This window comes from Streptomyces sp. NPDC058632 (assembly GCF_042717095.1).
Lineage (GTDB): Bacteria > Actinomycetota > Actinomycetes > Streptomycetales > Streptomycetaceae > Streptomyces.
Window position 1 is genome coordinate 17,571 of sequence record NZ_JBHXQZ010000002.1, and the last position, 23,183, is coordinate 40,753.

The 23,183-nt window shown below is 71.9% G+C and carries 24 protein-coding genes and 2 pseudogenes; 16 read left to right on the plus strand and 10 right to left on the minus strand.

Translation table 11 applies throughout. From position 1 onward, the window contains the following. Window positions 1-85 precede the first annotated feature (85 nt). A complete protein-coding gene (locus tag ACFWVE_RS01350; protein ID WP_384007101.1) occupies window positions 86-1,576 on the minus strand; it encodes an FUSC family protein in 1,491 nt (496 codons plus the stop codon). A 317-nt stretch (window positions 1,577-1,893) separates the two neighbouring features. Between ACFWVE_RS01350 and ACFWVE_RS01355 the strand changes: the two genes are divergently transcribed. From ACFWVE_RS01355 to ACFWVE_RS01370, 4 genes are all read left to right on the plus strand, one after another. Continuing rightward, on the plus strand, window positions 1,894-2,370 hold the full coding sequence (locus ACFWVE_RS01355; RefSeq protein WP_384007103.1) for an Lrp/AsnC family transcriptional regulator: 477 nt from the start codon (window positions 1,894-1,896) through the stop codon (window positions 2,368-2,370). Window positions 2,371-2,421: 51 nt separating this feature from the next. Then, on the plus strand, window positions 2,422-3,117 hold the full coding sequence (locus ACFWVE_RS01360; RefSeq protein ID WP_384007105.1) for an HAD family hydrolase: 696 nt from the start codon (window positions 2,422-2,424) through the stop codon (window positions 3,115-3,117). A 243-nt stretch (window positions 3,118-3,360) separates the two neighbouring features. Continuing rightward, window positions 3,361-6,216 carry a beta-L-arabinofuranosidase domain-containing protein gene (locus ACFWVE_RS01365; protein WP_384007107.1) on the plus strand — a complete coding sequence of 952 codons (2,856 nt, stop codon included), beginning with the start codon at window positions 3,361-3,363 and terminating at the stop codon, window positions 6,214-6,216. A gap of 118 nt (window positions 6,217-6,334) precedes the next feature. Beyond that, entirely contained in the window at window positions 6,335-7,084 is a 750-nt protein-coding gene (locus ACFWVE_RS01370; protein ID WP_384007109.1) for a DUF4142 domain-containing protein, read from the plus strand. A 28-nt stretch (window positions 7,085-7,112) separates the two neighbouring features. Here ACFWVE_RS01370 and ACFWVE_RS01375 read toward each other — a convergent pair whose 3' ends face one another. Beyond that, window positions 7,113-7,859 (minus strand): LysR family transcriptional regulator substrate-binding protein, encoded by a 747-nt coding sequence (locus ACFWVE_RS01375; protein ID WP_384007330.1) that lies wholly within the window; start codon window positions 7,857-7,859, stop codon window positions 7,113-7,115. Next, window positions 7,753-8,247: a helix-turn-helix domain-containing protein gene (locus tag ACFWVE_RS01380; RefSeq protein WP_384007111.1), complete on the minus strand. Its 495-nt coding sequence runs from the start codon at window positions 8,245-8,247 to the stop codon at window positions 7,753-7,755. The genes ACFWVE_RS01375 and ACFWVE_RS01380 overlap by 107 nt, the downstream gene beginning before the upstream one ends. Before the next feature lie 8 nt (window positions 8,248-8,255). Between ACFWVE_RS01380 and ACFWVE_RS01385 the strand changes: the two genes are divergently transcribed. Both ACFWVE_RS01385 and ACFWVE_RS01390 read left to right on the plus strand, forming a co-directional pair. Continuing rightward, window positions 8,256-8,468 carry a type II toxin-antitoxin system prevent-host-death family antitoxin gene (locus tag ACFWVE_RS01385; protein ID WP_384007112.1) on the plus strand — a complete coding sequence of 71 codons (213 nt, stop codon included), beginning with the start codon at window positions 8,256-8,258 and terminating at the stop codon, window positions 8,466-8,468. 193 nt (window positions 8,469-8,661) lie between these two features. Continuing rightward, a complete protein-coding gene (locus ACFWVE_RS01390) occupies window positions 8,662-9,513 on the plus strand; it encodes a phosphotransferase enzyme family protein (protein WP_384007114.1) in 852 nt (283 codons plus the stop codon). A gap of 259 nt (window positions 9,514-9,772) precedes the next feature. Here ACFWVE_RS01390 and ACFWVE_RS01395 read toward each other — a convergent pair whose 3' ends face one another. Then, entirely contained in the window at window positions 9,773-10,321 is a 549-nt protein-coding gene (locus tag ACFWVE_RS01395) for a TetR/AcrR family transcriptional regulator (RefSeq protein ID WP_384007116.1), read from the minus strand. Next, entirely contained in the window at window positions 10,270-11,838 is a 1,569-nt protein-coding gene (locus tag ACFWVE_RS01400) for an MFS transporter (RefSeq protein ID WP_384007117.1), read from the minus strand. The genes ACFWVE_RS01395 and ACFWVE_RS01400 overlap by 52 nt, the downstream gene beginning before the upstream one ends. Window positions 11,839-12,097: 259 nt before the next feature. Between ACFWVE_RS01400 and ACFWVE_RS01405 the strand changes: the two genes are divergently transcribed. The 3 genes from ACFWVE_RS01405 (at window position 12,098) to ACFWVE_RS01415 (ending at window position 14,205) form a co-directional block, all read left to right on the plus strand. Then, a protein-coding gene (locus ACFWVE_RS01405) for an IS5 family transposase (RefSeq protein ID WP_384007332.1) occupies window positions 12,098-12,999 on the plus strand; the annotation gives its coding sequence in 2 pieces (ribosomal slippage) (window positions 12,098-12,404 and window positions 12,404-12,999; 903 coding nt in all). A 55-nt stretch (window positions 13,000-13,054) separates the two neighbouring features. Beyond that, a complete protein-coding gene (locus ACFWVE_RS01410; protein WP_384007119.1) occupies window positions 13,055-13,447 on the plus strand; it encodes a DUF5997 family protein in 393 nt (130 codons plus the stop codon). A gap of 269 nt (window positions 13,448-13,716) precedes the next feature. Beyond that, entirely contained in the window at window positions 13,717-14,205 is a 489-nt protein-coding gene (locus tag ACFWVE_RS01415) for a hypothetical protein (RefSeq protein ID WP_384007121.1), read from the plus strand. A gap of 83 nt (window positions 14,206-14,288) precedes the next feature. Here the strand turns inward: ACFWVE_RS01415 and ACFWVE_RS01420 are convergent, their stop codons facing one another. After that, a complete protein-coding gene (locus tag ACFWVE_RS01420; RefSeq protein WP_384007123.1) occupies window positions 14,289-14,810 on the minus strand; it encodes an ATP-binding protein in 522 nt (173 codons plus the stop codon). A gap of 21 nt (window positions 14,811-14,831) precedes the next feature. Between ACFWVE_RS01420 and ACFWVE_RS01425 the strand changes: the two genes are divergently transcribed. Beyond that, a complete protein-coding gene (locus ACFWVE_RS01425; RefSeq protein ID WP_384007125.1) occupies window positions 14,832-15,224 on the plus strand; it encodes a DUF397 domain-containing protein in 393 nt (130 codons plus the stop codon). A 23-nt stretch (window positions 15,225-15,247) separates the two neighbouring features. Beyond that, window positions 15,248-16,354, plus strand: coding sequence for a MerR family transcriptional regulator (locus ACFWVE_RS01430; RefSeq protein WP_384007127.1), 1,107 nt, complete (start codon window positions 15,248-15,250; stop codon window positions 16,352-16,354). Between the two features lie 108 nt (window positions 16,355-16,462). On the opposite strand, the gene ACFWVE_RS01435 is transcribed toward ACFWVE_RS01430, so the two are convergent. Together ACFWVE_RS01435 and ACFWVE_RS01440 are read right to left on the minus strand one after the other, a co-directional pair. Then, the gene (locus ACFWVE_RS01435; protein WP_384007129.1) at window positions 16,463-17,716 is read right to left on the minus strand and encodes a cation:proton antiporter; all 1,254 of its coding nucleotides are present in this window, start codon (window positions 17,714-17,716) and stop codon (window positions 16,463-16,465) included. A gap of 4 nt (window positions 17,717-17,720) precedes the next feature. After that, the gene (locus tag ACFWVE_RS01440; protein WP_384007131.1) at window positions 17,721-18,191 is read right to left on the minus strand and encodes a cation:proton antiporter regulatory subunit; all 471 of its coding nucleotides are present in this window, start codon (window positions 18,189-18,191) and stop codon (window positions 17,721-17,723) included. A 355-nt stretch (window positions 18,192-18,546) separates the two neighbouring features. On the opposite strand from ACFWVE_RS01440, the gene ACFWVE_RS01445 reads away from it, so the two are divergent. From ACFWVE_RS01445 to ACFWVE_RS01455, 3 genes are all read left to right on the plus strand, one after another. Next, window positions 18,547-19,443 carry a universal stress protein gene (locus ACFWVE_RS01445; protein ID WP_384007334.1) on the plus strand — a complete coding sequence of 299 codons (897 nt, stop codon included), beginning with the start codon at window positions 18,547-18,549 and terminating at the stop codon, window positions 19,441-19,443. A gap of 159 nt (window positions 19,444-19,602) precedes the next feature. Further along, window positions 19,603-20,439 (plus strand): universal stress protein, encoded by an 837-nt coding sequence (locus ACFWVE_RS01450; protein ID WP_384007133.1) that lies wholly within the window; start codon window positions 19,603-19,605, stop codon window positions 20,437-20,439. A gap of 46 nt (window positions 20,440-20,485) precedes the next feature. Then, entirely contained in the window at window positions 20,486-20,959 is a 474-nt protein-coding gene (locus ACFWVE_RS01455; RefSeq protein WP_384007135.1) for an SRPBCC domain-containing protein, read from the plus strand. A gap of 138 nt (window positions 20,960-21,097) precedes the next feature. Here ACFWVE_RS01455 and ACFWVE_RS01460 read toward each other — a convergent pair. Next, window positions 21,098-21,232 (minus strand): annotated as a pseudogene (locus tag ACFWVE_RS01460) (aldo/keto reductase); the annotation flags it as partial. On the opposite strand from ACFWVE_RS01460, the pseudogene ACFWVE_RS01465 reads away from it, so the two are divergent. Continuing rightward, window positions 21,218-21,370 (plus strand): annotated as a pseudogene (locus ACFWVE_RS01465) (transcriptional regulator); the annotation flags it as partial. The pseudogenes ACFWVE_RS01460 and ACFWVE_RS01465 sit on opposite strands and share 15 nt — an antisense overlap. Window positions 21,371-21,481: 111 nt before the next feature. Here ACFWVE_RS01465 and ACFWVE_RS01470 read toward each other — a convergent pair. Further along, window positions 21,482-21,910 carry a secondary thiamine-phosphate synthase enzyme YjbQ gene (locus ACFWVE_RS01470; RefSeq protein ID WP_384007137.1) on the minus strand — a complete coding sequence of 143 codons (429 nt, stop codon included), beginning with the start codon at window positions 21,908-21,910 and terminating at the stop codon, window positions 21,482-21,484. Window positions 21,911-22,025: 115 nt separating this feature from the next. On the opposite strand from ACFWVE_RS01470, the gene ACFWVE_RS01475 reads away from it, so the two are divergent. Beyond that, window positions 22,026-23,138 carry an NAD(P)-binding domain-containing protein gene (locus tag ACFWVE_RS01475; protein ID WP_384007138.1) on the plus strand — a complete coding sequence of 371 codons (1,113 nt, stop codon included), beginning with the start codon at window positions 22,026-22,028 and terminating at the stop codon, window positions 23,136-23,138. The last annotated feature ends 45 nt before the right edge of the window (window positions 23,139-23,183 follow it).

Consider the following 23,183-nt stretch of genomic DNA (forward strand, 5'->3'; position numbering starts at 1 on the left):
CCCGCCGACCGGGGCGACGCTAGCAGCCGGCCCCTGAAGGTCTGGACCGGAAGGGGGCCTGTCCCGTCCGCTCGGGCCGTTGCCCTCAGGCCCCGACCAGCGGAGACCCGGAGGGGGCCCGCAGGGGCGCGGCGAGTTCGGCGAGGGCCCGCTCCAGGCCGTGGAGATGGGCCAGGGCCGGTTCCGTCGCCGCCGGGGGCGTCCGTACGGCGATGTCGTCCCGGCCGTCGGTGAGCGCCTCGACCGCCCTCTCCACGCGCCGGCACGCGCCGGCCAGGCGGGCGTCGTGGGAGGCCTCCGGATCGGCGGCGACGAGGACGAGGCCATGGATCTCCCGGGCGCAGTCGTCGAGCAGCGCGAGGACCGCGCGGGCGCGCCGCTTGCGGCCGAGCATGGGGTTCAGCGGGTGCACCAGGGGGGCGACCGAGAGCCGCACCCGGGCGAGCAGCTGTTCCAGTTCGGCCACCTTCGGTGCCGGGTCTGCGCCCTCGGCCCCCGCCAGCCGCGCGGCCGCCTCCGCGGTGCACGCGTGGACGCACCGCAGGGCCCGCTGGATCCAGGCGTCGGTGACGCCGTGGGTGGTCACGGGCAGGACGAGGGCCACGGCCAGCCCGGCGCCGAGCGCTCCGACTCCGGTCTCCACCACCCGCAGGGCCAGCAGCCCGGGGTCGAGCACGCCCAGGAGGCCGTAGAGCATGGCGGCGAGCAGCGTCACCCAGAGCATCATCCAGGTGTAGGACACGGCGGCCGTGTAGAAGATGCCGAAGACGGACACCGCGACGACCAGCGCCGTGGCGAGCCCGTCGCCGTGCGCGGGGACCGCGACGAGCAGGCCGAGGCCGATACCGATGACCGTGCCCAGCACCCGCCGGAAGCCCCGGACCAGGGTCTCGCCGCGCGAGGTGGTGTTGACGAAGACCCACCAGGTGGCGCCGACGGCCCAGTACCAGCGCTCACCGGACACCAGCTGGCCCACGACGAGCGCGAAGCCCGCGCCGGCCGTCGCCTGGACCGCCTGCCGCGTGGTCACACGGGCCAGCCCGGTGCCGCCGGGCGCGGCGGGCACCACCGCGGGGGGCAGGCGGCGCTCGTAGCACCACAGTCCGAAGCGCACCGCGGCGGCGGTGAGCACGGACAGCAGGACGGAGGCGTACAGCTCGGGCAGCTGGTCCGTGGTCGCGTGCAGGAACTGCGCCACGAAGTAGGTCATGAACGCGAACACGCCGAGGCTGTGTCCGCGCGGGCCCCAGCGCCGCGCGTACACGCCCAGCCCGACCACGGCGAGAAAGGTGAGGTCCCGGGCCACCGGCTGGTCGTACAGCCCGGCCGCGGCGGCGAGTACGGGCAGTCCGACGGCGGGCAGCAGGGCGGTGGTGACCGCCTGCCCGCGGACGGTGACGTCGGTGACGGTGAAGAGGGCCAGGAGGGCGGCGAGCCCGCCGGTGACGACGCCGGTGAGCGAGTGGCCGGCCAGGCCGCAGACGGCGACCGCCAGGCCGATGCCGAGCACGGCCCGCGCGGCGAAGCGCAGCCGTGTCCGGCCCGGGTCCGGGGCCGTGAACACCCTCTTCAGCACTGCCGACCGCCCCTCGAGGAATCATGGTGTGCGCGGATGCGCGGTTGCGCGCCATCACGCCGTTGCGCGCCGGCACGAGAAAGGCGCCGCGGAGTCCGCAGCGCCATCGATGCGCACATCTCAGCATCTCGGCCCCCATTGGCTCAACTCACCTTCTCACAACTGAGCCAATGGCACAGCGTGTGTCATCGAAGAGGGGCCGATGGAGTACCAACGGCCGACGATGCGCGGCTCAGCGGTCCGGACGGGCGGCCGGCCATTGGTACAGTCGGAGACGATCACCGGTGACGAGCCCGCAGGACAGGAGGCCGGGTGCCATGGCCGTGGACGAGCTGGACACCCGCATCCTGCGACTGCTGCTGGAGCAGCCGCGCACCAGCGTGCGGGAGTACGCCCGCGTCCTCGGGATCGCACGCGGCACGCTCCAGGCCCGCCTCGACCGGATGGAGCGCGAGGGTGTGATCACCGGGACGGGTCCGGCCCTCTCCCCCGCCGCGCTGGGTCATCCGGTGCTCGCGTTCGTGCACATCGAGGTCACGCAGGGGCGTCTGGACGAGGTCGGCGGCGAACTGGCCGCCGTGCCGGAGATCGTCGAGGCGTTCTCGACCACCGGTGGCGGGGATCTGCTGACCCGGGTCGTGGCGCGTGACAACGCGCATCTCGAGGACGTGGTCCAGAAGCTGATCAACCTGCCCGGCGTGGTCCGCACCCGCACCGAGGTGGCGCTGCGCGAGCGCGTCCCGCACCGGCTGCTTCCGCTGGTGGAGTCGATCGGCCGGACGGCTCGCTCCTAGAGTCCGCCCGCGGGTCCTTCCACCGTCCGGACCTTGGCATCCTTGGGCCCCATGAGCACTTTCGACACACTCGCGGTCGTCTTCGATCTCGATGGAACGCTCGTGGACAGCGAGCCGAACTACTACGAGGCGGGCCGGCTGACCCTCGCCGAGCACGGCGTGCCGGGCTTCTCCTGGGCGGAGCACGAGCACTACGTGGGGATCAGCACCCGGGAGACGATCACCGACTGGCGGGAGCGCTACGGGCTGCGCGCCTCTGTGGAGGAACTGCTGGAGGTCAAGAACGGGCACTACCTCCGGTTGGCCGGCGCCTCGACACGCGTGTACCCCGAGATGCGCCGGTTCGTCGAACTGCTGGCCGCCGACGACGTACCGATGGCCGTGGCCTCCGGCTCCTCGCCCGGGACGATCGGGGCGATCCTGGCCGGCACGGGCCTGGACGCCCACCTGCGTACGGTCGTCTCGGCGGAGGAGGTGCCGCGCGGCAAGCCCGCTCCCGACGTCTTCCTGGAGGCGGCCCGTCGGCTCGGGGCGGACCCCGCCGACTGCGTGGTACTGGAGGACGCCACCCCGGGCGCCGCCGCCGCGCACGCCGCGGGCATGCGCTGCATCGCGATTCCGTACGTCCCGGCACAGGCCGACGCCCCGGAGTTCGCCACCGCCGCGCTGCTGCTGCGCGGCGGACAACGGGAGTTCACGGCACGGGCCGCGCACGAGTGGCTGACGCGAGCCGTCCGGCCGGCCTGACGGGGTCGCGCAACACGGCGGACGCGGCCGGGCGGCGGGCCCGGGACCCGATGGGAGGGTGTCGTCGGCGAACGGCCTGATCCGGCCCCTCCCTGCATGTTGACACCCTCCCGACCCGTTGACGCCCTCCCGTCCCCTCCCTATCGTCTGGTCGATCACTCGTACGGTGTTCGCGATATCGAACATCTGGGCTCGATGCCCAGTCCCGATGCCGATACCCAGGTCCCGATCAGAGGAGCGTTCATGGCACGGCCCCTCTCCAGACGAACCCTCCTGCGGACCGCGGCCCTTGCCGCGACGGCGACCGCGGTCTCCGCCGCGGCCGCCGGACGGGCCACCGCCGCTCCGGGCTCACCGGGCACCGCGGCGGCCGCCACCGGCGCTGCCGCCCCCTTCACCACCGTCGTGCCGTCCACGTGGACGGTGCGTCCGTTCGGGCTGGAGGACGTGACACTCGGTCCGGGCGTCTTCGCCGACAAGCGGCGGCTGATGCTCGACCACGCCCGGGGCTACGACGTCCACCGGCTGCTCCAGGTCTTCCGCGCCAACGCCGGCCTGCCCACCGGCGGCGCGGTCGCCCCGGGCGGCTGGGAAGGGCTGGACGGGGAGGCCGACGGCAATCTGCGCGGCCACTACACCGGCCACTTCCTGACCATGCTGGCGCAGGCGTACCGCAGCACCGGGGAGCAGGTGTTCGCGGACCGGATCGGGACCATGGTCGAGGCTCTGGCCGAGGTGCGCGAGGCCTTGCGCCGCGCCCCGGCGGTGCTGAGCGTCGACGGCCGGTTCGGCCGGGCGGCGGAACAGGTGCGGGGCTCCTACCAGTACGTGGACCTCCCCGCCGCCGTTCTGGGCAACGCCCCGGCGCTCACGCTGTCCGCCTGGGTGCGGCCCGCCCACGACGCCGCCTGGGCCCGGATCCTCGACTTCGGCGACGACACGACCCGCTACCTGTACCTGGCGGCCCGCAACGCGAACGGCGTGCCCCGGTTCGCCGTGACCGCCTCCGGGCCGGGCGGCGAACAGGAACTCGACGGCACCGCGCCGCTGCCGCTCGACGAGTGGAGCCACCTGGCCGTCACCCTGGACGGCACCACCGGCACCCTCTACGTCGACGGCACCGCCGTGGCCCGCGACACGGCCCTGACGCTGACCCCGGCGGCCCTCGGCACCCTCGCCCACCACTGGCTGGGCCGCTCCCACTTCTCCGGCGACCCGGTGTTCGCGGGCGCGCTCGAGGGGGTCGACGTCTTCTCCCGCGCGCTGACCGGCGCCGAGATCACCGAGTTGGCCGGCCGGCGCGCCGCCGACGCGTCGACCGGCCGGGGCGACCTGGCCTCGTACACCTTCGGCGAGACGTCCGGCGGGACCTTCGCCGACTCCTCCGGCCGCGGACTCGACGCGACGCTGCGTCGCACCTGGGACGGGCCGAGCCATCCGGGGTTCCTCGCCGCGTACCCGGAGACGCAGTTCATCGAGCTCGAGTCGATGACCGGCAGCGACTACACACGGGTGTGGGCGCCTTACTACACCGCGCACAAGATTCTCCGGGGGCTGCTGGACGCGTATCTCGCCACCGGGGACGACCGCGCGCTCGATCTCGCCTCCGGCCTGTGCGACTGGATGCACGCACGGTTGTCCGTGCTGCCGGCGGCCACCCTTCAGCGGATGTGGGGGCTGTTCTCCAGCGGAGAGTTCGGCGGCGTCGTGGAGGCCGTCTGCGACCTGCACACGCTCACCGGCCGTGCCGAACACCTCGCCCTGGCCCGCCTGTTCGACCTGGACCGGCTCATCGACGCCTGCGCGGCGAACACCGACGTGCTCGACGGGCTGCACGCCAACCAGCACATCCCGGTCTTCACCGGCCTGGTACGACTGCACGACGAAACGGGCGAGGAGCGCTACCTCACGGCCGCGAAGAACTTCTGGCACATGGTCGTACCGCATCGCATGTACGGGATCGGCGGCACCAGCAGCGGCGAGTTCTGGCGGGCGCGCGATGTCATCGCGGGCACGATCGGTGCCACCACGGCCGAGACCTGCTGCGCGTACAACATGCTCAAGCTGAGCCGGACCCTGTTCTTCCACGAGCAGGACCCGGCGTACATGGACTACTACGAACGGGCCCTGCACAACCAGGTCCTCGGCTCCAAGCAGGACCGGCCGGACGCGGAGAAGCCGCTCGTCACCTACTTCGTCGGCCTGACGCCCGGTCACGTGCGCGACTACACGCCCAAGCAGGGCACGACGTGCTGCGAGGGCACCGGCCTGGAGAGCGCCACGAAGTACCAGGACTCGGTGTACTTCGCGAAGGCCGACGCGAGCGCCCTGTACGTCAACCTCTACAGCCCCTCCGAACTCACCTGGTCCGAACAGGGCGTCACGGTCACGCAGACCACCCGCTTCCCCGAGGAGCAGGGCAGCACGCTCACCATAGGAGGCGGCCCCGCCTCGTTCACCCTGCTGCTGCGCGTGCCGTCCTGGGCGACCGGCGGGTTCCGGGTGACCGTCAACGGGCGTGCGGTGCCCGGGAATCCGGTTCCGGGCGGCTACTTCGGCGTCCGACGGGCCTGGCGGGCCGGTGACACCGTGCGGGTCCTGGCGCCGTTCCGGCTGAGGGTGGAGCGCGCGCTCGACGACCCCACGCTGCAGACCCTGTTCCTGGGCCCGGTCAACCTGGTCGCCCGCGACCCGTCGACCGGGCACCTGCGGTGCGCGCTGTACGGCAACGCCGGTCTCTCCGGCGATCTGCTGCCCTCGCTCACCCCGGTCGCCGGGAAGCCGTTGCACCACACCCTGAACGGCGTCGGGTTCGCCCCCTTCGCCGAGGGGACCGAGGACCCGACGCACGCCTACTTCCGGCGCTCGGAACCCCGTGTGGTCTTCGGCACCTCTGACGCCGGCGTCGCCAACCCCGCCCGGGGCGACGGCGTCACGCTGCTGGACGAGATCTGGGCGGGAGCCCCCTTCGGCAGCAAGGGTGCGCTGGTCACGCGGGTACGGACGACGGTCGCCGACTGGGTGTCCGCCGGCCTGCTGGGCGGCACGGACGGCGACAGGGTGGTGCGTACCGCACAGAACGCCTCCTACGCGGCATGAGGCCATACGGCGAGAGATCGTGCGCGTTCCGGCAGAAGATTTCTTCCGGAACGGTGATTGTCTCGCCACTCCCATCCGTACTCCCTGGTGTTGGGCTGTTGATACACCAGGAGGAACGATGCGCATCTCGCGCAGCACGGCAGGAACCGCGTTCGTGGGCGGAGCCATGGTTCTCACCCTCTCCGCGCTCGCCTACCCCACCATGCTGGGCGTGCAGACCACATCGAGCACCCCGGACCGGGTCGTCGCCAACACGCAGTACGGCCAGCTGACCGAGGCCGACCGCGACTTCGTGGTCAAGGTGCGTGCCGCCGGGCTGTGGGAACACCCCCTGGGCCTGCTGGCGATGGAGCGGGGTACGACGCCGGAGATGAAGGAGGCGGGCGAGCACCTGGTCGTCGGGCACGGACGGCTCGACGAGAGCTGCCGCAAGATCTCCCTCGAACTGGGCATCACGCTGCCCAACCAGGCCTCGCCCCAGCAGGAACAGTTCGTGGAGAGCATCAAAACCACCACCGACAAGGAGTTCGACACCTTGGCGGTGAACATCATGCGGGTGACCCACGGCCAGATCTTCCCGGCGATCGCCAAGGTCCGGGCCAACACCAGGAACACCCTCGTGCGGCAGCTGGCCGACCAGGCCAACGACACCGTGCTCGACCACATCACGGTGCTGGAGAAGACCGGGCTGGTCAACCACGAACAGGTCAACTTCCAGCAGACGAGCCCGCCCAAGATGCCCCGGGAGCAGGTGACGCCGCCGGCCCCGCCGGCGGGCGCCCCGGTGCTGGTGCTCGAGATCCCCGAGGAGCTGAAGGACCTCAACACCGTTTCCCCGGCGCCGACGCCTGCCTCGACGGTGAAGTAGACGCCCCGCGGGACCCGGGGAACCGAGCTCAGGACCCGCGGCGGGGTTTGCCCCGGCGCGGGTTCTTCGGTGTACCGCCGGTGCCGGTGTCCTTCCGTCGCCCGCGGCCGGCCGGCCCGCCCGCCGCCTGCCGGCGCCGGGCCCCGGCTCCGCCCTTCTCGGCGGCTCGCTCGGACTTCTCCTTGGACTTCCCCTGCGCCGCGGAAGGCTGGGGCCGGGTGCGGCCCCGGGTGCTGTTGACGGTCCGGCCGCGGACGATCCCGATGAACTCCTCCACCAGGTCGGTGGTCGCGTCCTCGGGCCAGGCCAGCGCCACACTCGACTCGGGGGCGTCCTTGAGCGGCCGGTGGGTGAGGTCCTTGCGGTGGTGCAGCCGCGCCAGGGAGAGCGGTACGACGAGCACGCCGATCCCGGCCGCGACGAGCTCGACGGCGTCGGCGGTGGTGGCGGGACGTTCGAGGGCGGGCCTCCCGGGCAGGGTCTCCCAGGTGAGGACGTCGTCGAGGGGGTGCAACAGGATCTCGTCGGCCAGGTCCTCCGGGGACACCTCGTCGACCGCCGTCACGATGTGGTCCCTGGGGACCACGACGACCGTCTGCTCGGTGTAGAGGGGGATCGCGCTGAGCACCGTCCGGTCGACGGGCAGCCGGACGAGACCCGCGTCGGCGTCACCGGCCAGCAGCAGGCCGGCCGCCCGAGCGGCGGGCGCCTGGGTGAGGGCCAGCGGGACACCGGGCAGCCGCTCGTTCCAGACGCGCACCCACTTGCCGGGCATCACCCCGGGCGCGTACACGAGCCGGAACGACGGGGGCACGTCCGAGCCTTTGACGTCCTCTCCCGCTTGAAGCCGGGAGATTCCCTCCCCGGCGTCCGCTTGCACGGCCCGCCTCGAGTCGGGTTCCTGTTTCATCGGGTCCTGCCTTCCGTCGGACGGAGGGGCTTACGCTCCCTCCGCAGGCGTTTTGTCTCTCCGCCCGTCCGGCGGCGAGGACGATCCGGACCGCGTGGGCTTGCTGCCGGATACGCAACCCGTCGTTGAACACCGCCCGCGCACACCCGAACGCCCGGACCGACGCGATGCGCTGCCCCGGAGTCGGGTCCAAGCGGTGGTTGGAGCGAAGTTGCATGCACATCAATATGCATAAAGGGACATGTCGGTACATTGGCGCACATGAACGAGGAACCTGCGGAACTCTCCGTCGCCGCTGCCCGACGCCAGTTCGCCGACATCCTGAACTCCGCTTCGGCGCGAAGCCGGATCACCTACATCACCAACCGAGGACGCCGCGTGGCCGCGGTCGTGCCGCTGCACGTCGCCGAAGACGCGGAGCGCAGTCCCAGCTCCGCGCGCCTCCCCGGTGAAGAGGGGCCGGCCTCCCCCTGAAGGGCGGGGTCAGCACCCAGGAACCTTCCGGTCACCCGGCCAGGTTACCGTCCGTGGCCACGGCCCGGGAACGCCGGTCCGGTCGCGCCCTGTCCGTCGCGCCACCGCGGCCCCCATCGGCAACTTGGTATGGTGCGCAGGTTGCACCGCTTGGAGAGTTGTGGCGACGCTCAGGGGAGAGGGGCCGGCGACGATGCAGACGTCAGAGGTCCGACGTGCGGTGGCCGCGGCCATGTCGACCGCCTCATCACTTGACCTGGCAGTCGACGACGCGGTCGTTCTTCATGACTCGAACAAGCTCACTCTGCGTCTGCTGCCCTGTGACGTCCTGGCCCGGGTGGCACCTGTAGCGCATCAGGTCGCACAGTTCGAAGTCGAGCTTGCTCAGCGGCTCGCCGAATCCGGGTGCCCTGTGGCTGCTCTCGAGCCTCGAGTGGAGCCACGTGTCCATGAGCGTGACGGCTTCGTGGTCACGCTGTGGACCTACTACGAACCCGTGACACCTCGAGAGGTCTCACCGGCCGACTACGCCCATGCGCTCGAGCGGCTGCATGCCGGCATGCGCAATCTCGACGTCCCGACGCCGCAATTCACGGATCGGGTCGAGCAGGCTCAACGACTCGTGGCGAACCGCGACCGCACTCCGGCGCTCGCCGACGCGGACCGGGAGCTGCTCGGCGACACGTTACGCGGCCTGGGACGAGTGATCGGCGAGCGCGGCCGCGCCGAGCAGCTGCTGCACGGCGAGCCGCACCCGGGCAACATGCTCACCACGAAGAACGGGCTGCTGTTCATAGACCTTGAGACGTGTTGCCGTGGGCCCGTCGAATTCGACCTCGCCCATGCGCCCGAAGAAGTCGGCGAGCACTATCCGGGTGTCGATCAGGACTTGCTGCGCCAGTGCCGGATCCTCGTGCTGGCGATGATCACAACGTGGCGCTGGGATCGGGGCGACCAACTCCCGGACGGGCGCCGGCTGGGCACGGAGTGGCTCGGCCAGATCCGGGCAGCACTCGATCGCAACGGCCCGGATGACCATGGCTGATCGCGGACCTTCGTGGTCGTAGCCGGCCGGCTGTTGATGTCGGGATCCACCGTGATCCTGGCCTTGGCCGGTCGTGGGCGGGATCCAGTCGCACATGTCGACGGCTCGATCACCGATTCGGACTCCGTCGGGACAAGGCGAACGCTGCCGGTCTCGGCGCGTGCCGCTGCAGTCCGCGACGCGACTGGGCGCTGTCTGGCACATGACCACCGCAGTGATCAGAGATCCAGCGGTCGGGAGATCGCGGGGCCGTGCGGGCTCAGGTGTCGTCGCGGTTGAGGGTGCTGATGACGCGTTCGGCGAGGGCGCGGCGCAGTTGGGGGGTCAGTCGTTCGGCGGTGAGGGATTCGTACAGCCACAGGCCGTCGGCGGCGAGGCGGGCGATGAACTGGTCGAGCGCGCCCGGGTCGTCGGCGTCGATGGTGGCCGGGGGCGGGGCCCACCGTTCCATGACCGCGTCCCAGGGGGCCGCGTGCCCGGGACTTGTCGATCCTTCGAGCATGAAGAGGAGCTCGGCCCGGGTGGCGCTCTGAGTGGCGACGCGGGTGTAGGCGGTGAGCCGCTCGGTGGGGGTCGCCTCGTAGGCCGGTTTTCCCGCCGCCGCGGCGATTTCCGCCTCCCATTGGCCGGCGAGGTGCTGGTGAATGGCCTGGACGAGGTCGTCGCGCGAGGCGAAGTGGTAGAGGAGTCCCCCCTTGGTCAGGCCTGCCTCGGCGGCGACGGAGTCGAAGGTGACGCTCTTGACGCCTTCGCGCTCTACGACTCGGGTGGCCGCTTCGAGGATCTGGGTTCGCTTGCTGGTCCGCATGGATGCTCCCGGGGCGGGGTGTCAGTGGTGTGTGGGGCGGACAGGGCCGATCCGGGGCCGTGGCGGCGCAGGAGGAGGCCGGTCATGATCGCGCCGGCGGCAATGACGGCGGTGACCACGATCATGACGGTGAAGTAGGCGCCGTCGAAGGCGTTGGATGCGGCGGTGACCAACGAGGGGTCGTCCCCGGCCAGTGCGAGCGCGCTGTCGAGGCTGTCGCGTGCGGAGTCCGGGGCTCCGGAGGGCAGGGCGATGGTCGCGGTGTAGAGGGCGGTCATGAGACTGCCGAGCAGCGCGACCGCGAGGAGGCTGCCGAACTCGTAGGACACCTCCTCCACGGAGGAGGCCATGCCCGCGCGGCGGGCCGGGACGTTGCCCATGATCGCGCTGGAGGCGACGGACATGGCCGCTCCGAGACCGGCGCCCGTGATGAGCAGCCCGGTGATGAGCAGCCCCATGCTGGTGTCGAAGTTCAGCAGGATCAGCACGGAGCCGACCGCGCTGAGGGCCAGACCACCCGCGACGAGGGGCAGCAGCCCGACACGGTGCAGGCCGGCGCCGCCGGCCATGGCTGTCGGCAGCGCCCCCACGGCGACGGCGGCGACCAGGAGCCCGGCGCGCAGCGGGGTGAAGCCCTCCACGAGCTGGAACCGCTGTGTGGTGATCAGCTGGATGCCGGCGATGGCGAACATGGAGAACCCGGCGGCCAGGACTCCGGCCAGGAAGGCCCGGTTGCGGAAGATCGCGAAGTCCAGCAGGGGGTGGGGCAGGCGGCGCTGCCTCCGGGCGAACGCCCACCCGCCGACGACGGCGGCGAGGACGGCGGCAACGATGAACAGGGGCGCGGGTTCCGTCTTCGTGGTTTCCTTGATCGCGATCACGAGGCCGACCAGGGTGACCAGCGCGAGAAGCGAGGAGGGCAGGTCCCACCGCTTGGTGGGGTCCGCGTCGTTGGGCGGCGCGAGGACCAGCGTGGCGACCAGTGCCCCGATGACGACGGGGACGTTGACGAGGAAGACCGACCCCCACCAGAAGCTTTGCAGCAGGAGTCCGCTGATGATCGGGCCCAGTGCGCTGCCCACGATCGCCAGAGTGCCCCAGATGGCGATGGCCACGTTGCGCTCGCGCTCGTCCTCGAACGTGATGCGGATCAGCGCGAGCGTCGCGGGCATCATCACCGCCGCGCCGACGGCCAGGAACGCCCGTGCCGCGATCAACGTCTCCGGAGTCGGGGAGAACGCGGCAGCCAGCGAGGCGGCCCCGAAGACCACCAGGCCGATCAGGAACATCCTCCGGTGCCCCACCCGGTCCCCCAGAGTGCCACTGCCCAGCAGCAGCCCGGCCATCACCACCGGATAGGCGTTGATGACCCACAAACCCTCGGAACCGCTCGCACCGAGCTCCTCCACCAGCGTCGGCAGCGCTGCGTACAGGATCGAGTTGTCCAGTGTGATCAGCAGGAGCCCCGAACTCACCACCGCCAGCAGCAGCCAACGCCGCCGCGCACTCGGAACCATCCCCGCACACCTCTCCACCAGCACTGCCGCTACCTCATAACTGTACCTTCCGAAAGGTACAGTTATGGCAGGTGGTGCGCGACCGGACGGTGCTCGTCGCGCCGGCGACCCGCAGCACCCGCCCTGGCACGCACCCCGGCTTGCCGGCGGTCTCCGGGCGGGGTCTGCCGGGGTGATGGCAACCGGTGGCCGGGAGCGCCTGTCCGATGACTGACCCGACGGTGGGTGTGGAGAGCCGACGGATGTCGCGTGGGAGCGGATAGAGCCCTTGCTGCCGGGTGTTGACGGACGTGGTCGTCCGTGGCGGGATCACCGGCAGGTGATCAACGGCGTGCCGTGGCGTCTGCGGACGGGTGCTCCGTGGCGTGACCTGCCAGAACGGTATGGGCCGTGGCAGACGGTGTATGAGCGATTCGCCCGTCGGGAGGCTGACGGAACCTGGGCCACCCTGCCGGAGCAGGTTCAGGCGCGGGAAGACTCCGCCGGAACGGTGGAGCGGACCGTGCCGGTGGGCACTGTCGACCGTGCCCACCGGCACGCGGCCGGGGCCCGTGAGAAGGGGCGGGGCCGGAGGACGAATGGGAAGACCCGGCACGCCTGGCGGGTCGCCAGGCGCTCGGCCGGTCCCGCGGCGGGCTGACCACCAGGGCGCGTCTCACCTGTGACGGCCGGGGCCTGCCCCCAGCCATCCTCATCACGCCCGGCAACGTCAACGACCGCACCGTCTTCGACGCGCTCCTGGATGCGCAGCGGGCGCCTCGGGCCGGGGCTGGGCGACCGCGGCGCAGACCCGATGCCGTCATCGCGGACAAGGCGTGTTCCCCACGGGCGGTCCGGCAGGCCCTGCGTTGCCGGGGCATCCGGGCGGTCACCCCCGAACGGGCCGACCGGATGGCCAACCGTGTGCGCCGCGGCAAGGCCGGCGGCAGGCCGCCGAACTTCGACCGTGAGCCCTACAAGGACCGCAACGTGGTCGAACGCCGTTTCAGTCGGCTCGAGCAGTTCCGGGCCGTGGCGACACGTTTCGGCAAACTGGCCGCCCGCTACCGGGCCGGACTCCTCCCGGCGACACTCGCTCCCTGGCTCCGTGAACCCATCCGCCGCCATTCGCCGGACAGGGCCCGGCCACGGCCACCGGTCCTGGCCGACGACCACAAGTGACCGCGCCCATCGATGATGGTCGGCGCTCGCGCGTATGGTCGATACCCTGGACACCATGACGTCGCACCAAAACACCCAGACGATGAAGCCCGCGACCGCGGCGAAGAAACTGGGTGTGTACCTCGAGGCCACCCCCGCCGAGTTCCGGGAGGGTGTCGTCTCGCGCGCCGAGCTGAACGCGCTCCAGGCAGACCCGCCCCAGTGGCTGCAGGACCTGCGGCGCGACGGCCCGCACCCCCGCCCCGTGGTCGCGTCGAGGCTGGGCGTCTCCATCGCCGGTCTCGCCCGCGGCGGAATCACCGAGCCGCTCACCACGGAGCAGATCGACGCCCTCAGGGAGGAGCGCCCCGAGTGGCTGGAGCGTGAGCAGGCCACTCGGGCGGAGGTACGCAAGGAAGCGGAGCGCATCAAGCAGCGGGACGCGGAGCGCGCGAAGCAGACCGGCTGACCCCAGCGCACCCTCCGCTCCCCTCTCCTCACGTCACGCCCCTGACACCGAACACCCCCGAACGGGCTTTCCCTTCGGAAGTGTTCTCGTTCGAGTGGGACGCCGCAGGGCGCGGAACCGAGGGACGCAAGGCCGCAGTACCCCTTCCGGCGCATAGAAATATCTATCACTATGGCTGCACGCCGGGCCGGCGCGCACGCCCGTGAGGCCGTCGGCCCGGATCCAGCACGCGCCCGCAGCGGCGCGGCCGACCGTGCCCGGGGTGGGACATGCAGAGCGCCGGATGGAAACAGGCCGTCGAATGGCTGGCCGCCGCGGCCCGGGACCCCCGTGAGTGCAAGCGGCAGTGGGATCACGGCACAGGAACGGCTCTCCTGGCGGCAGGGCGCTACTGGGACGTACTCAGCGTGCCCGACCGGCTCGGACTGCTCGCCCTGGACCTCCTGTGGAACGACCCGCTGAAGGTGCCCGGCCCCACCCTGGTGGACGTCACGGCCCGCCGGGTCGGCTTCTTCCTGCCGCCCGACCCGGCCAGCGAGTGGATCGGCTTCGGCGTACGGCACGTCGGCCGGGGCTCCTGGGTCGCGGTACCCCCGCCGTACCGGCCCACCGGCCGCCTGGAATGGCTCGTCCCCCCGGACGGCACCGGCACCCTCCACTCCCCCGTCCCCCTCGAACAGGCCCTCCGCAGAGCCACCAGAACCCTCGCCGTCCTGGCCCCGGCGGGGGCGGAGCCGGGGGGACCGGACGGCTGGTGAGTGTCTCGTCGAGGCAACGATCTCGGCAGCAGATCCCCGGCTCGCCCACGGCGGACGACCGCCCCGCCCTCACGGGGAGGACATCACTCACTTCTCCCGGGAGCCCTCACCGGAGCATGCTCCGCGCGAAGAGGCACCTTTGCCCAGACGGTTTCGGTGTACGCCTCGCGGACACTGCAGCCCCAGCGGTCCGCATACGCCTCAACGAGGAGCAGGCCGCGCCCGGACTCCGCGTCGGGCCTCGTCGGGGCGGCAACGAGGTGCGGCAGAAGCTCCGGGCGGGTGTCGGTCACCTCCACGCGGACGGCGTCGTGCTCGGGCAGGAGGAGCAGCGTCAGCCGGAAGTCCCGCCCGGGGAGGCGTCCGTGTGCGACGGCGTTGGACGCCGGCTCGGCCGTGACGAGGGCGACGGCCCGGGAGGTCCCGCTGTCGTACGGAACACCCCAGCCTGCGAGCTGTTGTCCGGTGGGACGGCGTACGGGGCGGACGCCGCGTCCGGTGCTACTGAGACGAATGGTGAACTGCGGTGCTCGGGCGAGCGGTTCGACACCGCTATCGGGTGAATCGATGGAGTAACCGTCTTGTGAGGAATCCTCGCGCCTCATCAGGCACATGGCAGGGGAACCATGAGCATCGACCAGCGCGTTGAGCAGCCCGACGACCTCGCGTGGTTCAAGAGCAGTCGCAGCGGAACGATCGGCGGTGACTGCGTCGAGGTGGCCGCCGCAGCGGGCGCCGTGTACGTGCGGGACTCCAGGACCGTGGGCGATGGCGCCGTGCTGCGGATCCGCCGGGACGAGTGGGCCACGTCCGTGGCGTTCGCGGCCATGTGGCGCCACCGTATTCCTGAGCGTAACGGCGGGTTCGTCCGTGTTCTTGAAGTGACGTGGACGAGCCCGTCGCTTGCTGTGGGCCCCGCGGCGACCGAGGGGGCCGCAACCGGACACGGTGAGCGGGCGGACCGACCGTCGCCGGGCCTTTCCTGGTCCGGGTTGACCCTCGACCTTGTCGAGGCATGAGGCTCGTGGGCGTGGAGAGCGAGATGCGCAGCATTGGTGAGACGGCCCGGGACTGCGGCCTGAGCGTGAGTGCCCTGCGGTTCTACGACCGTGCGGGTGTGCTCGTACCCGCCTGGGTCGATCCGGTGAGCGGCTACCGCTGGTACGCCCCCGGGCAGCTGGGCGAGGCCCGGCTGCTGGCGCGGCTGCGGCGGGCCGGGATGCCGCTGGCCGACATCCGGCTGGTGCTGGCCGGCTGGGCCGGCACGGACACCGATCTCGTACGGCAGCTTCTTCAGGCGCACCTGCGCCGGCTGGAACAGGGGTTGTCCCATGCCCGCGGTGAGTTCTCCACGCTCCGAGCTCTACTCGACGACAGGGAGAAGCCCATGACCCCGCTCCGTACCGCCACGGCCCGACCCGCCCTTTCCTCGCCCGAGCTGGCCGCCGCGCTGGACGCGGTCCGCTTCGCGGCCGGTACCGACCCCGAGTTGCCGATGCTCGGCGGCGTCCTCTTCGACCTCGAGGGCGACGCGCTGCGTCTCGTGGCCACCGACCGGTACCGGCTGGCTGTGGCACGGGCCTCGGTCACCGGGCACGGCGGGTCCCGCGTGCAGGTCGTCGTGCCGCTGCCGCTCGTCGACGCGATGCGGGCGCTGGCCGGCGGCCACGAGCCTGTACGGCTCGCCGTCGACGGTGACCGGGTGACGCTGGAGACCGAGGGGGGCCGTCAAGTGGCCGGTCAGGTCCTCGATCACGAGTTCCCGGACTACCGCCGTCTGGTCAATCTTCCCGCCGGGCGCCGCGCCCCGGTCGAGGTGGCAGCCTTCCGGGAAGCGGTGCAGGAGGGCCCCGTCCGTACGGGCGAGGTGCGCGAGGAGGACGGGGCGGTCTTCGACGTCAGTGTGATCGAGGCCGGCGCCGACGGCACGGTACGCGTCTGCGACGAGGGGACGGATGAGGAGGGCGGGGCGGACGGAGACGGCGGCCGTCTCGCGGTCAACCGTGCGTTCCTGCTGGACGCCCTTGACGCCGGGGCCCGTGAGCGGCTGGTCCTGGAGTTCGGCGCCCCCACTGCGCCCCTCGCGATCCGCCGGCCGGACGACGAGGACACGTTCTCCCTGCTGATGCCGGTCCGGCTGGACGGCTAGGGCCCGGAGCAGCCTCACCAAAAAGGTCCCGTGCTCCACGTCCCCGGTCGGGGCGGGAGCACGGGACCCGTGCTGCGGAGGCAGAGGCAGAGGGGGCGGTCCCCGGTGCTACGGCCGTTCGGTCTCGCCGTCCTCGACCGGCTCCAGCGCCTCGACGGCGGGGGCCATGGCGGAAACGGGGGCGGCCGTGGCGTTCCCGGGGGCCTTCTTCCTGGTCAGGCGGAGGGCGATGGGCTCGGTGTAGCGGGCGGTGAGCGGGCCCAGGATGACCAGGATCAGGACGTACGAGGTGGCCAGCGGGCCGAGCTGGGGCTCGATGCCCGCGGTGACCGCGAGTCCGGCGATGACGATGGAGAACTCGCCGCGGGCGACCAGCGCGCCGCCCGCGCGCCAGCGGCCCTTCCCGGAGATCCCGGCCCGTCGGGCGGCCCACCAGCCGGTGGCTATCTTCGTCAGCGCGGTGACGACGGCGAGCACGAAGGCGGGCAGGATCACCGGCGGGATGGACTGCGGGTCGGTGTGCAGTCCGAAGAAGACGAAGAACACCGCGGCGAACAGGTCGCGCAGCGGGGCCAGCAGGTTGTGCGCGCCCTCGGCGGCCTCGCCGGACAGGGCGATGCCCACCAGGAACGCCCCCACGGCGGCCGACACCTGCAACTGCTGGGCGAGACCGGCGACGAGCAGGGTCAGACCGAGGACCACCAGCAGCAGTTTCTCCGCGTCGTCGCTGGAGACGAAGCGTGAGATGACCCGCCCGTAGCGGACGGCGACGAAGAGGACGAGTCCGGCGACACCGAGCGCGATGGCCAGCGTGACGCTTCCCGCGGCCAGGCTGACGCCGGCCAGCAGGGCGGTGATGATCGGCAGGTAGACCGCCATCGCCAGGTCTTCCAGCACGACGATGCTGAGGATGACCGGGGTCTCCCGGTTGCCGAGCCGTCCGAGGTCGTTGAGGACCTTGGCGATGACGCCGGAGGAGGAGATCCAGGTGACGCCGGCGAGGACCACGGCGGCGACCGGTCCCCAGCCGAGCAGCAGGGCGAGGATCGCACCCGGCACGGCGTTCAGCAGCATGTCGACCAGGCCGGCCGGGTACTGGGTCTTGAGGTTGGAGACCAGGTCACTGGCCGTGTACTCGAGGCCGAGCATGAGCAGCAGCAGGATCACGCCGATCTCGGCGCCGATCGCGACGAACTCCTCGCTCGCGCCGAGGGGCAGCAGCCCGCCCTCGCCGAAGGCCAGGCCGGCCAGCAGGTAGAGCGGGATCGGGGAGAACCGCAGGCGCCCGGCGAGGCGTCCCAGGAGACCGAGTCCGAGAATGATCGCGCCGAACTCGATCAGGAAGATCGCGGAAGAGTGCATGTGCTCATTCCCGCCCGAGGATCTCGGCGGCGTTCTCGATGCCCTCACGCGTGCCGATGACGATGAGCGTGTCACCGCCCGCCAGCCTGAAGTCGGGTGCGGGCGACGGGATCGCCTCGGCCCGGCGCAGCACGGCCACGATCGAGGAGCCGGTGTCGGTGCGGATCCTCGTCTCGCCCAGCACCCTGCCGTTCCAGTGCGAGGCGGCGGACAGTTCGATGCGCTCGGCGACCAGGCCCAGGTCGGTCGTGTGCAGCACGTTCGGGCTGTGGTGAGCGGGCATCAGCGCGTCGATCAGGGCGGCCGATTCGGCGACGTTCAGCCGCAGCGACTGGGCGCAGGCGTCCGGGTCGTCGGAACGGTAGACGTTGACCGTGCGGGCGCCGTCCCGGTGGGCGATCACGGACAGGTGCTGGTGCTCACGCGTGGTGAGATCATATTTCACGCCGATGCCCGGCAGTGGCGTGGTGCTCATCCGTGGAGCAGGCACAGCCCGTCCCCTTCCCGGTTTTCCTCTGATCATCCGTACATGGGTGAGGGCCCTCATCACACTGGCGGTCGGCCCCAAAGAGGCCATGGTGTCATCCCGCGATCTCGCCGGGATATCGGGTATCGCCACGGATGGACAACAGTTGTAGTCACCACCGATCATCCACCCGGGTGACCCCGGACGGTGCGTGCCGCGCCCTGCGCGGGGCCGGTACCGGGGCCTGGACCTGCGGCTCCGGAACCTTCGGGTCCGTCCGGCGGTGGGGTGCGGCCCATAGGGCCCATGGCGGGGGGACGCGCGCGTGGGACCATTTCTGTGACGTACCGATTCTGGAGGCATGATGAGCGGTCTGGTCGTTGCAGGAGTCGACGGATCGGCGTCGAGCTTGGCCGCGGTGGGGGCCGCGGCCGAGGAGGCCCGGCGGCGCGGGGCCGGGCTGCGGGTGGTGCATGCGTTCCTCTGGCCCGCCATGCATGTGCCGTTGGGTGCCTCGCCGCTGGGACCTCCCGAGGGCGGTCTGCGGACCATGGTCGAGAAACTGGTGGCCGAGGCGGTGGCGCACGCGAAGTCCGTGGCACCGGACGTGGAGATCTCGGGCGCCGTGGTGACGGGCGAACCCCTGACCGTGCTGGAGGCCCAGTCCCCCGACGCGGAACTCGTGGTCGTCGGATCGCGCGGCATGGGCGGTTTCGTCGGGCTTCTGGTGGGATCGACGGCGGTGCATCTGGCGAGTCACGGGCAGTGCCCGGTGCTGGCCGTGCGGGAGACGGGAGCCGCGGACGGGCCTGTGCTGGTCGGGGTCGACGGTTCCACGGCGGGCGCGAAGGCGATCGACTTCGCCTTCGCCGAGGCGTCGCTGCGCGGGGCCGAACTGGTCGCGCTGCACTCCTGGACCAGCTGGAACGCGCCCGCGCCCGCGCCGCAGGACGAGAAGGCTCCCTACGCGAGCCGGCCCGGCGAGCTGGGTGCGGCCGAGGAACGTCTGCTGTCCGAGGCGCTGTCCGGACAGCAGGAGCGGTACCCCGGTGTGAAGGTGCGACACAAGGTGGTGCACGGCGGCACGCGTGAAGCACTCATCGAGGCGAGTCGTACGGCTCAGCTGCTGGTGGTCGGGGCCCGGGGGCGGGGCGGGTTCTCCGGGCTGCTGCTCGGCTCGGTCAGCCAGGCGATGCTGCACCACGCCCACTGCCCGGTGGCGGTCGTCCGCGGCGACGGAGGGAAGGACGGGGACGCGTAAGCCTCGCGCGTGCCCTGCTTCTCCTTCCTGCTGCCCTCCGGGGCCCCCTTCCTGCTCGTTCACGCGCCATGTGTGCGTGGACGAGCAGGAGTTCGCATGTGGTGTTTCGTCTCCGCCTGCGGGTACTCAGGACGTACCCGGCATGGGCGGGAGTGAGCGGTGAACGACACGGTGATCGTCGGCGTGGACGGGTCGCCGTCCAGCCTCGCAGCGGTGGACGTCGCGGCCCATGAAGCGTGCCTGCGCGGCGCGGAGCTGCGGATCGTGCACGCCTTCAGCCACTCCGCCGACCTGGACCCGATGATCCACGGCGTCCTGGCTCAGGCCGAACAGCGGGCCCGTGACCGGGTGCCGGGCCTGGAGGTGGCCAGGACCGTGGCGTCCGGAGAGACCCTGACGGTGCTGCGGAGCGAGTCGCGCCACGCGGTGCTGGCGGTGGTCGGCGGGCGGGGCCACACCCGGTTCGGGGATCTGCTGCTGGGCTCGACGGTCGTACGGCTGGCCGCCCACGCGCACTGCCCGGTCATGGTGGTCCGGGGCCGGCCCGATCCACGGGGACCCGTGCTGCTCGCCGTGGACGGTTCGCCCGCCGGGGCCGCGGCAGGCGAGTTCGCCTTCGCCGAAGCGGCACTGCGAAAAGCCCCGCTGATCGCGCTGCATGTGTGGAACACCTGGAGCGAGCCGACACCGTACGAGGGCCCGGGCGACCCGCTGAACGTGGTGGTCGACCTGGACCGGCTCCGCGAGAAGCACCGGCACCGGCTGGAGGAGGTGGTGGCCCCTTGGCGGGCCGCGCGCCCGAAGGTGCCCGTGGAACTGCGGCTCGAGCGGTTCCGGGTCCGGCACGCGCTGCTCGACGCCGCCGAGGAAGCCCGGTTGGTGGTGGCCGGGGCCCGGGGGCACGGCGGATTCACCGGGATGCTGCTGGGTTCGGTGAGCCAGGCGCTGCTGCACCACGCGGACTGCCCGGTCACCGTCGTTCGCGGCGAACGGTGAGCAGTGATCCGTCGACGGCACGACAGGACGAGGGCACGATGGGACCATGTACACGACGCGGGTCTCCGGTCAGGTGAACGCTCCCCGTCCGGCCGTCTACCGGGCGCTGGTGAGCGCGGACGCGATCGCGCGGTGGCGGGTGCCGCCGGGCATGCGGGGCGAGGTGCACGAGTTCGAGGCGCGTGAGGGCGGCAGGTTCCGGATGTCGCTCACGTACGACGCACCGGACGCGGTCGGCAAGTCGGCCGCGCACACCGACACGTACCACGGCGGCTTCGCGCGGCTCGTGCCGGACGAGCTGGTGGTGGAGGTGCTCGAGTTCGAGGCCGAGAACCCGGCGCTGCGCGGCACGATGACCATGACGACCACGCTCACCGACGCCGGCGGCGGCACCGACGTCCTGGTGGTCCACGAGGGCGTCCCCGACGCCGTGCCCGCCGCGGACAACGAGGCGGGGGCCCGCTGGGCCCTGACGCAGCTGGCCCGGTTCGTGGAGTCGGGCGGCGCCGCTTCCTCCTGAAGCCGCCCGCCCCGGCCTCGCCGGGCTCTCCGGACTCCTCGGCATGTCCGGAATCCCCGGACATGCGCGCGCTCTCCGCGCCCTCCTGACCCTCCTGCGGAAACCGCTCCGGGGCGGGTCCCGCAGGAAGGGCCGCGCTCAGTTCCCCACGCCGAGGCCCGACATGAACTCGGCCGGGTAACGGTCGCCGCGTGCCGAGCCCGGGGGCACCGCCTTCTCGATCTCCGCGAGGCCGGCCGCGGTGAGGTCCAGCTCCATCGCGGGCAGCGCCTCCTGCTGGACTGCGAAACCCTGGTCACGCCCGACCAGGGTCAGCTGCTGCTGGTCCTCACCCCTGCGGACGCCGAGGCGCGCGAGCGGCTGGACCTGCTGCGGGTGCTCGGCACGGAGGAGTTCCCCACGGGCACGACGGGGGCAACGGAGGCAGGGACAGCGGAGACGGGGCCGGCGGGCACGACGGGGGCACCAGGGGCGTCGGACACACCTACGCGGTGAAGCGCCGGGGAGGAGCCCCGTTCCGGCTCACCGGCCTCCGAGGAAGCTCAGCCTGACCCGGCGGTCCGGGTTGTCGCGGTTCGTGTCGACCAGACACACGGACTGCCAGGTGCCCAGCTCCAGTTGTCCGCCCAGTACGGGCAGGGTGGCGTGCGGCGGGACGAGCGCGGGCAGGACGTGGTCGCGGCCGTGTCCGGGGCTGCCGTGACGGTGCTGCCAGCGGTCGTCGGCCGGCAGCAGGCTGTGCAGGGCGGCCAGGAGGTCGTCGTCGCTGCCCGCACCGGTCTCGATGACGGCGATGCCGGCGGTGGCGTGCGGCACGAAGACGTTGAGCAGTCCGTCACGGCCGGCCGCCACCTCGTGCAGGAAGGACTCGCAGTCACGGGTGATGTCGGCGATCCGCTCCACGGAGCCGGTGGCGACGTTCAGGACCCGGGTGTTGAAGGCATCTGACATACGTTCCATCCTGGCCCATGGGCGGGAGATCGGTGGGACCCGCAGCCCTCGGAGGGACGGCACGGCCCGCGGGAAGAGGTGCGCCCTCAACAGCGTTGGTAGAAAAGTGAACTACATGAGCGAGGTTGCGGTGCCCGAGGACCAGACCTCCGAGGTCGGGACGGCCGAGGTCCAGTCGGTCGTGGTAGGCGCCGGGCAGGCAGGGTTGTCCAGCGCCTATCACCTGCGGCGCACCGGGTTCGAGCCGGAGCGCGACTTCGTGGTGCTCGACCACAACCCGGGCCCCGGTGGGGCCTGGCGGCACCGCTGGCCCTCGCTCACGTACGACAAGGTGCACGGGATGCACGCGCTGCCCGGCATGGAACTCACGGACGCCGATCCGGCCCGGCCGTCCTCCGAGGTCGTCACCGGGTACTTCGACCGCTACGAGCAGACGTTCGGCCTGCGGGTACGGCGGCCGGTGAAGGTGCGGACGGTCCGGGAGGGCACCGGCGGGCGGCTGCTCGTGGAGACCTCGGCGGGCACCTGGTCGACGCGGACGCTGATCAACGCCACCGGCACCTGGGACCGGCCGTTCTGGCCGCACTACGAGGGCCAGGAGACGTTCCGGGGGCGGCAGTTGCACACCGCCCAGTACCCGGGCCCCCAGGCGTTCGCCGGTCAGCGGGTCGTCGTGGTGGGAGGAGGTGCCTCGGCCACCCAGCATCTGATGGAGATCGCCCCGTACGCGGCGGACACCACCTGGGTGACCCGACGGCCCCCGGTCTACCGCGAGGGCCCCTTCGACCAGGACGCGGGACGGGAGGCCGTGGCGCTGGTCGAGGAGCGGGTGCGGCAGGGGCTGCCGCCGCGCAGTGTCGTCTCGGTGACGGGGCTGCCGCTGACCGACACGATCCGCCGGAACATCGCCAACGGGGTGCTGGACCGGCAGCCGATGTTCGACCGGCTCACACCGGCGGGCGTGGAGTGGAAGGACGGGCGGCAGGTGGCGGCCGACGTCGTCCTGTGGGCCACCGGGTTCCGTCCGGCCGTCGATCACCTCGCCCCGCTGCGGTTGCGGGAACCCGGTGGCGGCATCCGGGTCGAGGGCACCCGGGCGGTCGCCGATCCGCGCGTCCACCTCGTCGGCTACGGTCCCTCTGCCAGCACCGTCGGCGCCAGCCGCGCCGGGCGTGCGGCCGTACGGGACATCAGGCGCCTGCTGGCGAAGGAGCGCGTCACGGTCTGAGGCGGACGGCCGAGGAGCACACCACGGTCCGACGCGGACGACCGG

Coding starts and splice junctions, on each gene's coding strand:
- ACFWVE_RS01395 (WP_384007116.1), bottom strand. CDS start 10,321: ATGCGGACCAGCAAGCGAACCCAGATCCTCGAAGCGGCCACCCGAGTC.
- ACFWVE_RS01410 (WP_384007119.1), top strand. CDS start 13,055: ATGACGTCGCACCAAAACACCCAGACGATGAAGCCCGCGACCGCGGCG.
- ACFWVE_RS01420 (WP_384007123.1), bottom strand. CDS start 14,810: ATGAGGCGCGAGGATTCCTCACAAGACGGTTACTCCATCGATTCACCC.
- ACFWVE_RS01415 (WP_384007121.1), top strand. CDS start 13,717: ATGCAGAGCGCCGGATGGAAACAGGCCGTCGAATGGCTGGCCGCCGCG.
- ACFWVE_RS01385 (WP_384007112.1), top strand. CDS start 8,256: ATGAACGAGGAACCTGCGGAACTCTCCGTCGCCGCTGCCCGACGCCAG.
- ACFWVE_RS01470 (WP_384007137.1), bottom strand. CDS start 21,910: ATGTCAGATGCCTTCAACACCCGGGTCCTGAACGTCGCCACCGGCTCC.
- ACFWVE_RS01375 (WP_384007330.1), bottom strand. CDS start 7,859: ATGCCCGGCAAGTGGGTGCGCGTCTGGAACGAGCGGCTGCCCGGTGTC.
- ACFWVE_RS01425 (WP_384007125.1), top strand. CDS start 14,832: ATGAGCATCGACCAGCGCGTTGAGCAGCCCGACGACCTCGCGTGGTTC.
- ACFWVE_RS01445 (WP_384007334.1), top strand. CDS start 18,547: ATGAGCGGTCTGGTCGTTGCAGGAGTCGACGGATCGGCGTCGAGCTTG.
- ACFWVE_RS01355 (WP_384007103.1), top strand. CDS start 1,894: ATGGCCGTGGACGAGCTGGACACCCGCATCCTGCGACTGCTGCTGGAG.
- ACFWVE_RS01430 (WP_384007127.1), top strand. CDS start 15,248: ATGCGCAGCATTGGTGAGACGGCCCGGGACTGCGGCCTGAGCGTGAGT.
- ACFWVE_RS01370 (WP_384007109.1), top strand. CDS start 6,335: ATGCGCATCTCGCGCAGCACGGCAGGAACCGCGTTCGTGGGCGGAGCC.
- ACFWVE_RS01390 (WP_384007114.1), top strand. CDS start 8,662: ATGCAGACGTCAGAGGTCCGACGTGCGGTGGCCGCGGCCATGTCGACC.
- ACFWVE_RS01400 (WP_384007117.1), bottom strand. CDS start 11,838: ATGGTTCCGAGTGCGCGGCGGCGTTGGCTGCTGCTGGCGGTGGTGAGT.
- ACFWVE_RS01380 (WP_384007111.1), bottom strand. CDS start 8,247: ATGTACCGACATGTCCCTTTATGCATATTGATGTGCATGCAACTTCGC.
- ACFWVE_RS01440 (WP_384007131.1), bottom strand. CDS start 18,191: ATGAGCACCACGCCACTGCCGGGCATCGGCGTGAAATATGATCTCACC.
- ACFWVE_RS01435 (WP_384007129.1), bottom strand. CDS start 17,716: ATGCACTCTTCCGCGATCTTCCTGATCGAGTTCGGCGCGATCATTCTC.
- ACFWVE_RS01365 (WP_384007107.1), top strand. CDS start 3,361: ATGGCACGGCCCCTCTCCAGACGAACCCTCCTGCGGACCGCGGCCCTT.
- ACFWVE_RS01455 (WP_384007135.1), top strand. CDS start 20,486: ATGTACACGACGCGGGTCTCCGGTCAGGTGAACGCTCCCCGTCCGGCC.
- ACFWVE_RS01360 (WP_384007105.1), top strand. CDS start 2,422: ATGAGCACTTTCGACACACTCGCGGTCGTCTTCGATCTCGATGGAACG.
- ACFWVE_RS01475 (WP_384007138.1), top strand. CDS start 22,026: ATGAGCGAGGTTGCGGTGCCCGAGGACCAGACCTCCGAGGTCGGGACG.